This window comes from uncultured Roseovarius sp. (assembly GCF_963972555.1).
Classification (GTDB): Bacteria; Pseudomonadota; Alphaproteobacteria; order Rhodobacterales; family Rhodobacteraceae; genus Roseovarius; species Roseovarius mucosus.
Genome location: NZ_CAXAUM010000002.1, coordinates 49746 through 62087, shown reverse-complemented (window position 1 = coordinate 62087; position 12342 = coordinate 49746). Strand labels below are relative to the sequence as shown.

Annotated in this window: 10 protein-coding genes; 1 reads left to right on the top strand and 9 read right to left on the bottom strand. The window is 60.2% G+C overall.

Annotated elements, in window-relative coordinates; all coding sequences use genetic code 11:
• Positions 1-103 precede the first annotated feature (103 nt).
• The 5 genes from AACZ65_RS02070 to AACZ65_RS02050 all read right to left on the bottom strand — a co-directional run bounded on the left by AACZ65_RS02070 (position 104) and on the right by AACZ65_RS02050 (position 4438).
• A complete protein-coding gene (locus tag AACZ65_RS02070) occupies positions 104-1054 on the bottom strand; it encodes a hypothetical protein (RefSeq protein WP_339667685.1) in 951 nt (316 codons plus the stop codon).
• Complete coding sequence (locus AACZ65_RS02065) at positions 1051-1578, bottom strand: winged helix DNA-binding protein (RefSeq protein WP_297543904.1); 528 nt, start codon at positions 1576-1578, stop codon at positions 1051-1053. The genes AACZ65_RS02070 and AACZ65_RS02065 overlap by 4 nt, the downstream gene beginning before the upstream one ends.
• On the bottom strand, positions 1548-2852 hold the full coding sequence (locus AACZ65_RS02060; protein ID WP_339667684.1) for a TRAP transporter large permease subunit: 1305 nt from the start codon (positions 2850-2852) through the stop codon (positions 1548-1550). Before AACZ65_RS02060 ends, AACZ65_RS02065 begins: the two co-directional genes overlap by 31 nt.
• Complete coding sequence (locus AACZ65_RS02055) at positions 2842-3402, bottom strand: TRAP transporter small permease subunit (protein ID WP_339667683.1); 561 nt, start codon at positions 3400-3402, stop codon at positions 2842-2844. The genes AACZ65_RS02060 and AACZ65_RS02055 overlap by 11 nt, the downstream gene beginning before the upstream one ends.
• A 61-nt stretch (positions 3403-3463) precedes the next feature.
• On the bottom strand, positions 3464-4438 hold the full coding sequence (locus AACZ65_RS02050; protein WP_339667682.1) for a TRAP transporter substrate-binding protein: 975 nt from the start codon (positions 4436-4438) through the stop codon (positions 3464-3466).
• Between the two features lie 116 nt (positions 4439-4554).
• Here AACZ65_RS02050 and AACZ65_RS02045 point away from each other — a divergent pair, with 116 nt between their 5' ends.
• Positions 4555-8160, top strand: coding sequence for a hydantoinase B/oxoprolinase family protein (locus tag AACZ65_RS02045; RefSeq protein WP_339667681.1), 3606 nt, complete (start codon positions 4555-4557; stop codon positions 8158-8160).
• A 12-nt stretch (positions 8161-8172) separates the two neighbouring features.
• On the opposite strand, the gene AACZ65_RS02040 is transcribed toward AACZ65_RS02045, so the two are convergent.
• Genes AACZ65_RS02040 through AACZ65_RS02025 form a run of 4 tightly spaced genes read right to left on the bottom strand, consistent with a single transcriptional unit; the run spans position 8173 to position 12084 of the window.
• Entirely contained in the window at positions 8173-8904 is a 732-nt protein-coding gene (locus AACZ65_RS02040) for a proteasome-type protease (protein WP_339667680.1), read from the bottom strand.
• A gap of 15 nt (positions 8905-8919) precedes the next feature.
• Positions 8920-9720 carry a transglutaminase family protein gene (locus tag AACZ65_RS02035; protein WP_339667679.1) on the bottom strand — a complete coding sequence of 267 codons (801 nt, stop codon included), beginning with the start codon at positions 9718-9720 and terminating at the stop codon, positions 8920-8922.
• A gap of 3 nt (positions 9721-9723) precedes the next feature.
• Complete coding sequence (locus AACZ65_RS02030) at positions 9724-10665, bottom strand: alpha-E domain-containing protein (RefSeq protein WP_339667678.1); 942 nt, start codon at positions 10663-10665, stop codon at positions 9724-9726.
• Positions 10666-10668: 3 nt separating this feature from the next.
• Positions 10669-12084, bottom strand: coding sequence for a circularly permuted type 2 ATP-grasp protein (locus AACZ65_RS02025; protein WP_339667677.1), 1416 nt, complete (start codon positions 12082-12084; stop codon positions 10669-10671).
• Positions 12085-12342: the final 258 nt, after the last annotated feature.

Sequence of the window (12342 nt, the reverse complement as noted above, 5' to 3'; positions counted from 1 at the left end):
CTTAGTCGACAAACGCAGCATATCAAACCGCAGGGTCTAGTAAAAGGTGCAACTGAAAGTGTCCAAAGGTTTAATCTGTCTGGGGTTGTAAATCATCAGATAGCTAAGACGTCGTATCTGACGCCCTGTTTGTTCTTCGGCGCATCACCGGTCCCATGACCAGCGGGGTGACATACATCGGCACTTGATAGCAGCCGATGAAAAGCAGCAGGTCAGCGGCAGTGTCCACTGGCAGCGCCCCAAGGAATAGCGCGAGATTGCGATTCCCGGCAATGATGGCAAGCGGCGGTGCCGTCGCAACCCGGCCAAACCGGTCTACGGTGAGAAACACCACAAGTTGCGCCCCGAAATTCAGGCCAAAGACCAACGCCAATGTGCGCCAAAGGTCAGGGCTTGCCGTCAGCAATGCCGGGCCGACAGCCGACATCAATCCAACCACGACCACTGCCATGACCCCGGTAATCAGACCCTCGACCGCCCTTTCCCCTTGATAAGATTGAAAGAACCGCACACGTCTGCGCAGGATCAGGCCAAGTACCCCCGCGACCGCAATCACCGCAAGAAGCTTGGCCGCTGCGATGGCTACCATTGCCGGGCCGCCAAACACCGGCATCACCCAAAACACTGGCAAGGCCGTCAGCGGCAAGAGCATCGTGCCAATGATCAGTTGCCGCAGCGCAGGCGCGGGATCGCCCCCTACCATCAGTGTCAAGCCCGGACTCCCTGTCAGCGGGGCGGCAGCCAGCACCAACACCACCCCGATCCCCAGGGTTGACGCAAGCCCGCCGGCCAAACCGAGGGCGCCGATGGCGGCCATCGGCATGACGACCTGCATGATCAGCGTAATCGCGACATAGCCGGGAACATCACCCCAAGCTGGAAACGCGTGCAAGACGTCAACGCGCAAGGTGCTAAGAAACAGAAGAAAAACAATCATTGGAAAGATCAGAGAGGCCAGGCTTTCGGCGGCCTCGGGCACCAGGATTCCCACGATCAGCCCGAGAACGAGCATCAATCGCCCGTGTCGCGCCAATCCATGCAGCAGCGTGATCAAATCGCTGCCGCCCCGCGCGCCGCCTGATCATATCCGCCCGACAGCGCGCGCAGCAGCGCCGCCAACCGCGACAGTTCTGCCGGGTCCACGCCGATCTGTTGCACCGAGCGCACCAACAAGGCCTCACGCACGCGACCATACTGCGCGCAGTAGTCCTGCCCCGTTTCGGTAATGGCGATGGTTTTTTCCTTACCATTACGACCAGCCCTCACAAGCCCTTGTTTTTCAAGCTTTTTAACAGCGTAATTGACCAGATGCGTGTCCTCGATATTGAGCACGAGGCAGATATCGGCAAGGCTCTTGGCGCGCTCGCGGTGATACACCAGATGCACGATCAGGACCTCCAGCGGTGTCAGTCCCGGCATCCCCGCGGCCGTCATGCAGCGCACCATCCAGCGCTGAAACGCGTGGTTCGCCATCGTCAAAGCAAACTCCATCTCGGACAGTTCCGGCAAACCCGAATCTGCCAGATGCGCCGATGAGACAACAGGTCCTAACGGGCGAGCATTGTCTGAGGTATCCATAGGGCGATCTCCGGAAAGAGTGTCAGAATTGCCGTGGCCAGCACCAAGAGCAGAAAGAACGGAAAGGCATAGCGCGCGATCTCGAAAATGCTGCGCCCGGTAATGGATTGCAGAACAAAGAGGTTGAAGCCCACCGGCGGGGTGATCTGGCTCATCTCCACAACGAGGACGAGGAAAATGCCGAACCAGATCGGATCAATCCCTGCCGCCAGAACCATCGGAAGGATGACCGAAGTGGTCAGGACCACAATGGAAATGCCATCGAGGAACATGCCGAGAATGACAAAGAACACCACAAGCGCCGCAAGAAGCAGATTGGCCGAATAGCCCTGTTCCCCGATCCAGGCCGCAAGCGCGCGCGGGATGCCCGTATAGCCCATGGCAACGGTGAGAAAGGCAGCGCCTGCCAGAATAAAGGCGATCATGCAGGTGGTGATCGTCGCCCCGCGCAGCGCCTCCCACGTTCCCTGCCAATCCAGCGAGCCACCGATGGCCGAGAGGATCAGCGCACCCAGAACGCCCACGACAGCCGCCTCTGTGGGCGATGCCAATCCTGCATAGATCGACCCGATCACCGCGACAATCAACAGGATCGTTGGTCCCAAGAGCGTGATCGCCCTGAGCTTTTCGCCCCAGGACGTCGCTGGCTCGCGCTCCGGCATACGCTCTCTGTTCATCAGCGCCCAGATCATCGTATAGCCCGAGAAAAGCGCGGCGAGCAGAATGCCCGGCCCGATCCCGGCCAGAAAGAGCCGCGCAATGCTCTGCTCTGTGGCCGCGCCATAGACGATCAGGATGATCGACGGCGGGATGAGAAAGCCGAAGGTGCCCGATCCGGCCAGCGTGCCAATGATCATCCGGTCGTCATAGCCGCGTTTCGTGAGTTCCGGCACCGACATGCGCCCAACGGTCGCTGTGGTTGCGGCAGACGATCCCGACACGGCCGCAAACAGCGCGCAGCCAAAGATGTTGGCGTGAAGCAATCGCCCCGGCAGCCGCCCGGTCAGCGGGGCAAGGCCCGAAAACATGTCAGATGACAGCCGCGAGCGAAACAGGATTTCCCCCATCCAGATGAACATCGGCAGCGCCGTCAGATCCCAGATGTTCAGCGCCCCCCAGACCTTTGTGCCAAAGACCAGTTCGGCGGGCGCGGAACTGGCCAGCATCATCGCCACCAGCCCCACGGCGATCAGCCCGAAGCCAACCCAAAGACCAAGCGCCAGGGCACCAAAGAGCACCGCAACCAGCAGCAGAGAGAGGATTTCAATGCCCATCCTGAATGCCCTTTCCGTCTTCGGCCCGTTGAAAGGCAGGGCTTGATCCGCTCAGCAGCACGATCAATTCGTCAAGAAGCGCGATCCAGAACAACATCAACCCAAGCATCATCACCGCTTGTGGTATCCAGAGCGGGAACTTTGCCATCCCAAAGGAAACCGCGTTGAACGTCCAGGAATCCAGCGCCTGAACCCCGGCGCTATAGAGCGCAAAGCCACAAAGACCGAGCGCCAGAACAAGCGCCACCGCAGAGAGCAGGCGGGCAAAGGACGCCGGGACCGAATGGATCAAGAGCGTCACCCGCACATGCCCCCCGGCCCGCAGCGTGCCCGCAAGCGCCAGAAATGCCGCGCCAACGAACAGAAACCCGCCAAGTTCCGACAAAGAGGTGATGGCGATGCCCACCGGCTCTTGATCGAGGGAAATCAGGCTCTTGTCGATCACCCGGCCAAGGACCTGCACCAGAACCAGAAGGGCAATTGCCACCAGCGACAGGGCAGCAAGCACAAAGCCCGCAGCATAAAGACGATCCAGCAGCCCGCGCAGCATCCGCAGTCTCCCTTTGTGTCAGAGGAATGCGGCGCGGGTCGCGACCCGCGCCGATTTGGGGTCAGCGTGCGGAATAGGCCGACAGGATTGCAGCCCCGACATCGCCCGCGCTGGCGCGCCACTCGTCGGCCATCGTCTCGCCGATCTCACGCAGACCGCGTGCAAGCTCTTCTGACGGGGCCGAGACCTGCATGCCGTTCTCCTTGAGGATCGCGATTTTTTCTTCGGTTTCCGCAAGCGACATTTGCCAGCCGCGCGCCTCGGCCATCGCCGAGGCTTCGAACAGCGCCTGTTGCTGCGCCTCGCTCAGCGCCTCAAAAGCGCTCGTGTTCACGAAAACCATGTTCTTGGGCAGCCAAGCTTGCGTGTCGATGTAGTGGCTCACGAAATCCCAGGCCTGCGAGGATACGCCCGTCGAGGGCGAAGTGATCATCGCGGCAACGCGCGAGGTCGAAAAGGCGGTCGGAATATCGCCCGCCTCAACCGTCGTGGGCACTGCGCCCATCAGCTGCGCCAGACGCTCGGTCGCGGTGTTGTAGGCGCGAAAACTGACGCCTTTCATCTGCTCGAGAGAGGTCACTTCCTCGGTCAGGTAGAGGCTCTGGCCCGGCCATGGCACAGCGAAAAGCAGGGTCAGACCCTGCTCCGCCAAGCGCGCCGTCACCTCGTCGCGCGAGGCATCCCAGAGTTTCTTGGCGTCGTCATAGCTTGCCGCCAGAAACGGCACCGAATCGACGCCAAACACGGCATCCTCATTCGCCAGCTGCGACATGAGGATCTCTCCGATGGGTGCCAGCCCCCGGCGCACGGAATCCCGAATTTCGGGATGCGCATAGAGCGAACCTGCCGAATGCACGGTGATGGTCAAGTCGCCGTTGGTCGCGGTTGCGACATCCTTGGCAAACTCCATGATGTTCTGGGTGTGGAAAACCGAGTCGCCGTAGGGCGTGGGCATATCCCAGGTCGTTTGCGCCTGCGCTGCCCCAAAGCTGAGGGCGAACGCCCCCGAGAGGGCAAGAGTGGTGAGGTGTTTCATTGTCGTCTCCCTGATTGAACGATGTGGCCGGTTGTTGCCCCGGTTCAAGGAAAGCTTGACGGATCATTTATAATTTGTCAACAAAATGTAAATGATCCGAAATGGGGACGAATGATATGAACAAGGTCTGGGATTTCTGGATTGACCGCGGTGGCACCTTTACCGATGTGATCGGGCGCAGCCCCGAGGGCGCGATCGAACCGCTCAAGCTCTTGTCCGAGAATCCTGAGGCTTATGAGGATGCGGCCATCGAGGGCATCCGCCGTCTTCTTGGCGGCACCATCGACGCGGCGCGCATCGGAACGGTTCGTATGGGCACAACCGTTGCCACCAACGCCCTGTTGGAGCGCAAGGGCGACGCCACGGTTCTCTTGATCACGCGCGGCTTTCGTGACGCGCTGCGCATCGCCTATCAGGCACGGCCAGATATTTTCGCCAAGGAGATCTTGCTCCCCGAACAGCTTTACTCCCGAGTGATCGAGGTGCCCGAGCGCCTGCGCGCCGATGGCACAGTCGAGAGCCCGCTCGACCTGAGCGCCGTCGCCGACGGTCTGGCCGAGGCCCGCAGCGCCGGGATTGATGCCGCCGCCATCGTGCTGATGCACGCCTGGAAAAACCCCGCGCACGAACTGGCCCTGGCTGATGCGGTGCGCGATGCGGGATTCGCGCAGGTGTCGGTCAGCCATGAGGTCTCGCCGTTGATCAAGCTGGTGGGGCGAGGCGATACGACGGTGGTTGACGCCTATCTGTCACCCATCCTGCGCCGTTATGTGGCGCGGGTTGCCGCAGCACTTGGCGCAACCCCGCCGGGTCAGCCGGGCCCTACGCTGCAATTCATGATGTCCTCGGGCGGCCTTACCGCGGCTGAGCGCTTTCAGGGCAAGGATGCCATTCTCTCTGGCCCTGCCGGGGGCGTCGTCGGCATGGCGCAGACCGCCGCGATTGCCGGGTTTGACAAGGTCATCGGCTTTGACATGGGCGGCACCTCGACCGATGTGGCGCATTACGCGGGCGAGTATGAGCGCGCTTTTGACACCGAAGTGGCGGGCGTGCGGATTCGCGCGCCGATGATGCGGGTGCATACCGTGGCTGCGGGCGGCGGCTCGATCCTTCATGCCGAACCGGGGCGGTTTCGTGTTGGGCCTGACAGCGCAGGCGCCTATCCCGGCCCTGCCTGCTATCGCAATGGCGGGCCGCTGACCGTGACCGACGCTAACGTCATGTTGGGCAAGCTCAACCCCGATTTCTTCCCGCCGATCTTTGGCCCGGGACAGGATCAACCGCTGGATCGCGATATGGTTTCAGCGCGCTTTGCCGAGATCGCCGCAGAGGCGGGCGACGGTAAATCACCCGAGGAAGTGGCCGAAGGTTTCGTGCGCATCGCCGTGGAAAACATGGCCAACGCGGTCAAGAAAATCTCGGTGCAGCGCGGCTATGACGTGACCCGCTATCTCTTGAACTCCTTTGGTGGCGCAGGCGGTCAGCATGCCTGCCTTGTGGCCGATGCTCTGGGCATGGAAAAGGTTCTGATCCATCCGCTTTCCGGCCTTCTGTCGGCCTATGGCATTGGGCTTGCCCGTGTTAGCGCGTCGCGGCAACAAATGGTGGTGGAGCCATTGGAGGACGGCAGCGATAGCCTCATCACCTCCGTGCTTGATGACCTGAGCGCACAGGTCATGCAGGAAATGCAGGCCCAGGGCGTGACCGGGGCCGAAATCCGTCCGCGTCTCTACCTGCGCTATGACGGCACCGATACCGCGCTGCCTGTGGCCTATGGCACCCCGGCGCAGGCACGCGCAGAATTCGAGGCGGCGCATCTGGCGCAGTTCGGTTTTACCACGCCAGACAAACGCGTCATCATCGACAGCGCCGAGGTTGAGGCAACCGATACCGCCGCGCCCGAAGCCCCAGAGAGCGAGGCCAGTCGCCATGCCTCCGAGGCGCAAACGGACACATGCACGAAGCTTTTTTGCAACGGCGAATGGGCCCTTGCGGGCGTATTCCGCCGTGCGGCTCTCGCCCCCGGCAACAGCGTCACCGGCCCTGCGTTGATCATCGAGGATAATCAGACCATTGTGGTCGAGCCCGGTTGGCGGGCCGAGATCACGACCCATGACCATGTGCTCTTGTCACGCCAAGAACGGATGGCGCGGGATATGGCCATTGGTACGACCGAGGCTGACCCGATCCTGCTTGAAGTGTTTAACAACCTCTTCATGTCGATCGCCGAGCAGATGGGCGTAACCCTGCAAAACACCGCTCAATCGGTCAACATCAAGGAGCGCCTCGATTTCTCCTGTGCGGTTTTTGACGCCACCGGCGCGCTTGTGGCCAATGCCCCGCATATGCCGGTGCACCTTGGCTCTATGGATCGTAGCGTCGAGACGATTATTCGTCTCAATGAGGGGGATATTCACCCCGGTGACGTCTTCGCGCTGAATGCACCCTATAACGGTGGCACGCATCTACCCGACATCACCGTCGTCACGCCGGTCTTTGATGAGGGCGGTCAAACCATTCTCTTCTGGGTGGCTTCGCGCGGGCATCATGCGGATGTGGGCGGCACGGCTCCGGGCTCGATGACCCCACTTGCCACCACGGTGGACGAAGAAGGCGTGCTGATCGACAATTTCCGTCTGGTGGAACAGGGCCAATTCCGCGAGGACGCATTGCGCAAGATTCTCGGTGACCACCCCTACCCCTGCCGCAACATCGACATGAATGTGGCCGACCTCAAGGCGCAGATCGCCGCCAATGCGCGGGGCATCAACGAACTGCGCAAGATGGTCGTGAATTTCGGCCTCGACGTGGTGCAAGCCTATATGGGGCACGTTCAGGACAACGCCGCCGAAGCGGTGGCGCGAGTGCTGGAGAAGCTTTCGGATGGCGACTACGCCTATGAGACCGATACTGGTCAGGTGATCCGGGTCAAGATTACCGTGGACCGTGCCGCTCGTGAGGCAACGGTGGATTTCACCGGCACATCCGAGGCCCGCAAGAACAACTTCAATGCGCCAGAACCCGTGACGCGCGCTGCTGTGCTCTACGTGTTTCGGGTGATGGTCGAGGCACCAATCCCGATGAACGCGGGCTGCCTGCGCCCCATCCGGATCATCGTGCCTGAAGGGTCCATGCTCTCGCCGCGCTACCCGGCGGCGGTGGTGGCGGGCAATGTGGAAACCTCGCAGCATGTCACCAACGCGCTCTTTGGCGCGATGAGCGCCATGGCCAACAGTCAAGGCACGATGAACAATCTGACCTTCGGCAATTACGAATTCCAGTATTACGAAACCATATGTTCTGGTTCGCCCGCAGGGCAATTCAACGATGGACGGCAGTTTTCCGGCACATCGGGCGTGCATGTGCATATGACCAACTCGCGCCTAACCGATCCGGAAATCCTCGAATTGCGCTTTCCGGTGCTGTTGGAAAACTTTGCGCTGCGTCCGGGCTCCGGCGGCAAAGGGGCCGCAAACGCCGGGGATGGGACGATCCGCACCTTGCGGTTCCTCACTCGGATGGATTGCGCAATCCTGTCGTCGCATCGCAACCGCCCGCCGCAGGGCGGCGCAGGCGGCGGCGCGGGTGAGGCGGGCCGAACTGAAGTGCGTCGTCTTTCAGGCGCTGTCGAGGTGCTGAACGCCTGCGACCAGACAGTGCTGGAGGCAGGCGAAGCCGTGACCGTGATCACACCGACGGCAGGGGGATTTGGCCGGGCATAACCCCGGCCATTCTCAAATCTCGGGGTTTGGCAGGCTCTCGAACGCGCGCTTGAGGGCGTCCCCCCATCCATCCGAGATCGTGCTGAAATAAGGATCATCCGCCTCGATGCGGTGCACTGGGGGTAATCGCATGCTGTCCGCCTCGTATATGCACATATCGAGCGGCAAGCCGACCGACAGATTGGCCTTGATGGTCGAGTCAAAGCTGACAAGCAACAGTTTCATCGCATCGGCAAAGCTCATGCCGGGTTCATAGGCGCGCACTAGTATGGGACGGCCATATTTGGTCTCGCCGATCTGAAAAAAGGACGTTTCGCGGCTGGCTTCGATAAAGTTACCTTCGGGGTAGATCAAAAACAGGCGCGGTGGACCGCCCTTGATCTGCCCGCCAAGTATCATCGTGGCGTTGAATGTGCTGTCGGCGCGTTGTCCGGTGCTCGCGTGGGTTTCGATCACATCGCGCAGCGTGCCTGCGACGAGACGTGCGGCCTGAAACATTGATGGCACCGACAGGATGGTCGGGTCGCGTTCGTCATGGGCCTTGGTCCGCTCTTCGAGCAGGCTGATAACGGCCTGTGTCGTTGCCAGATTTCCCGCTGTCAACAGCACCATCGCGCGCTCGCCGGGCAATTGCCAGGTGTGCAGCTTGCGAAAGGTCGAGATATTATCGAGCCCCGCATTGGTACGAGTGTCGGACATGAAGACGATGCCGCGATCAAGGCATAAGCCCACGCAATAGGTCACGTCTGAAACCCTCTGTCACTGTTGCTGCGTCACGTGCAGCGTCACATCCATGTTCTCGGCTGCCATCCCGTAGCGATGCCCGGAAATCGGCGCGGCTTCGGTATAGTCCAGCCCGGTCGCAACCCGCACATAGCGCGTATCGGGCGAAATGGCGTTCGATACATCGAATCCAACCCAACCCAGACCCTCGACATGGGCCTCTGCCCAAGCATGTGTCGCGCTCTGCTCGTCCTGTCCGTCCATACGCAGATAACCCGAAACATACCGCGCCGGAAGACCCATTGCGCGGGCGCAGGCGATGAAAACATGCGCGTGATCCTGACAAACGCCGTGACCGGCAGCCAGCGCATCTTCTGCCGTCCAGGCTATCTCGGACTTGCCGGTTTCATAAGCGATGGCGGCATGCACCCGTGTTGAGAGATCATGAAGCCGGGCAAGATTCCCATCGCCCTCGACACTGCGCAGGATCTCGCGACAGCCCTTGCCGGCGCGAGTATGCTCTGTCGGGCGTTGGAACAGCCATAGCGGTGCCATGCCCTCATGCGGACCGACAATTCCGGCCGTATCGGTCATCTCTACAACGCCCTCGGAGCGGATGATCAATTCGGTCACATCGGGGTCGAAGCTGAACATCACGACGTGATTGCGGTGATGGTCGGTGAATTCGGCCTGCTGCGTGGCGCCCTCTACCGTGACCAACCAACTGATTAGCCGCTGCCCGCGCGTCGGCTTGGGATAGAGCCGTAGTTGTTGCACGCCATACGGGACTGGCGCGGAATAGGTGTAATGGGTGAGGTGCTTTATGGCGAGGTGCATGAGCTATCCGTAAAACCTGTAATCAATCTCGATCTGGTGGCTGAGCTTGCCCAGATGGCCAAGAACTTCCTGCACATATTCATGTAGCCCGTAATCAAAGATTGCGGCGACATCATGGGTCATGAACCGGCGACAGAGCGTGTCGGCCTGCTGGTGGCATGGCAGGCGCAGGTCGTAATCTGTTGCAAGATAGTTGAGATTATCGCGAAGCTTCGCGCAGCAGAAATTCAGGCTGCGCGGCATACGCTTGTCGAGGATCAGGAACTGCGCAATTCCCATCGGTGTGACATCGGGACCAATGGTCAGCCGATACCCGCCCTCGCCACTGACCGAACGCAGTATCGTGTCCCATTGCACATTGTCCAGACGAGAACCAACTGCCGCAGCCGACGGCAGCAGCACATAGTATTTCACGTCAAGAATCCGCGCGGTATTGTCTGCGCGCTCGATAAAGGTGCCGATGCGAATGAAATCATAGATTTCGTTGCGCAACATGGTCCCGAGGATCGCCCCGCGCACCAGCGCGTTGCGCTCGCGGATCAGTGACAGCACCTTGGGCAAATCGCGGGTCGCCACTTTGCGCGCAAGCGCCACTTTCAGCAGCATCCAAAAGGAATTGACCGCCTCCCATGCTTCGTGCGTGAGCGCGGTGCGCACCAGACGCGCGTTGTGCCGCGCCTGTGTGACCACCGCCATCACGGAGGATGGATTGTCAGGATCTCGCAACATCCAGTCGATCGCCAGTTCGGGCAACACTTCGGCGTGTTTCTGTTGATAGCCATAGGCTACCGCCGCAGCCTGCAAGACCGACAGCCAGTCATCGGCACCACTGCCGGCGCGCGTCAGCGCAATGCGCTGCCCGGTCTCGATCATCCGCGATGTATTTTCGGCGCGCTCTAGCAGACGCGCCATCCAGAACAGACCTCCGGCGGTTTTTCCCAGCATCCTTTAGTCCTCCAGCACCCAAGTGTCCTTGGTGCCGCCACCTTGGGACGAATTCACCACCAGCGATCCCTTTTTCATGGCCACCCGCGTCAGCCCGCCGGGCGTCACGTTGATCCCCTCGGGCGACATCAGCACAAATGGCCGCAAATCGACGTGCCGCGGGGCCAGCCCTGACTTGGTGAACACCGGCACGGTCGATAGGCTGAGCGTGGGTTGTGCGATGTAATTGCCGGGCCGTGCGCGCAGCTTGCGCTCGAACTCCTTGAGCTCCTTCTTGCTCGCGGCTGGGCCGATCAGCATGCCATAGCCACCCGATCCATGCACCTCCTTGACCACCAGTTCAGACAGATGAGCAAGAACGTAATCGAGGCTTGCCTTCTCGTTGCAGCGCCACGTCGGCACATTTTGCAGGATGGGCCGCTCGCCGGTGTAGAACTCGACGATTTCGGGCATGTAGCTATAGATCGCCTTGTCGTCGGAAATGCCGGTGCCGGGGGCGTTGGCGATGGTAATGCCGCCCGCGCGATAGACATCCATGATACCCGGAACGCCAAGCGCGCTCTCGGGGTTGAAGTTGAGCGGGTCGAGGAAATCATCATCCACCCTGCGATAGAGCACATCAATGGGCTGATACCCGCGTGTCGTGCGCATCGCGACACGCCCATCCACGATCCTCAGGTCATGCCCTTCGACCAGCTCAATGCCCATCTTGTCCGCCAGAAAGGCGTGTTCGTAATAGGCCGAGTTGTAGATACCGGGTGTGAGCACCGCAACCGTTGGCGTACCCCCGCAGGCCGCAGGCGCAGAGGCCGCGAGCGAACGGCGCAGATTGCGCGGATAGTCCGACACTGGACGCACCTGATTTCTAGAGAACAACTCTGGAAACATCCGCAGCATGGTTTCGCGGTTTTCCAACATGTAGCTGACACCCGATGGTGTGCGCGCGTTATCCTCAAGCACAAAGAAATCATCCGGTCCCGTGCGCACAAGGTCGATGCCGGTGATATGGGTATAAACACCCCCCGGCGGCATCATTCCGATCATCTGAGGTAGAAACGCCACGTTGTTCGCGATCATCTCTTGCGGCACACGCCCGGCGCGCAGGATCTCCTGCCGGTGGTATATATCATGCAAGAATGCGTTGATCGCGCGGACGCGCTGTTCGATGCCCCTTTCCAGCCGCTGCCATTCTCGCCCCGAAATAATGCGCGGAATGATGTCGAACGGGATCAGACGCTCTTCGGCCTCTGACCGCCCATAGACATTGAAGGTAATCCCCGTGAGGCGAAAGAGGTCCTCCGCCTCACGACTTTTGGCCCGCAGACGAGCGGCATCTTCCTCGCTCAGCCAGGCGTCGAACTTGGCATATGGGCCGCGAATTTGCCCGTTCTGCCCCTGCATTTCATCGAACATATCCATAGGATCATGCTTTCCCTGTCCGGGGGCCTGTGCAATCGAAATTGTTGCGACAAGCCTGTCCCGATGCGGTTTCATGCCCGCTTATCCCTCAGTCATGCACAAATTTTGGGCTTTGGCAAAGAGTTGTCGTGTTAACTTGGATCTAACTCTCAAAAATAAAGTAAGCATGTCTTACAAAAAACATTAGTTTTTATTCCTTTTTGTTAGCAAAACTCATAATTATAAATAGGGCGACAACCGCAAAGATAAGCCAGAGGA

Bases quoted from the DNA above. Each gene is read 5' to 3' on its own strand.
- AACZ65_RS02050 (WP_339667682.1), bottom strand. From the start codon at position 4,438: ATGAAACACCTCACCACTCTTGCCCTCTCGGGGGCGTTCGCCCTCAGC.
- AACZ65_RS02065 (WP_297543904.1), bottom strand. From the start codon at position 1,578: ATGGATACCTCAGACAATGCTCGCCCGTTAGGACCTGTTGTCTCATCG.
- AACZ65_RS02045 (WP_339667681.1), top strand. From the start codon at position 4,555: ATGAACAAGGTCTGGGATTTCTGGATTGACCGCGGTGGCACCTTTACC.
- AACZ65_RS02035 (WP_339667679.1), bottom strand. From the start codon at position 9,720: ATGCACCTCGCCATAAAGCACCTCACCCATTACACCTATTCCGCGCCA.
- AACZ65_RS02060 (WP_339667684.1), bottom strand. From the start codon at position 2,852: ATGGGCATTGAAATCCTCTCTCTGCTGCTGGTTGCGGTGCTCTTTGGT.
- AACZ65_RS02025 (WP_339667677.1), bottom strand. From the start codon at position 12,084: ATGGATATGTTCGATGAAATGCAGGGGCAGAACGGGCAAATTCGCGGC.
- AACZ65_RS02030 (WP_339667678.1), bottom strand. From the start codon at position 10,665: ATGCTGGGAAAAACCGCCGGAGGTCTGTTCTGGATGGCGCGTCTGCTA.
- AACZ65_RS02055 (WP_339667683.1), bottom strand. From the start codon at position 3,402: ATGCTGCGCGGGCTGCTGGATCGTCTTTATGCTGCGGGCTTTGTGCTT.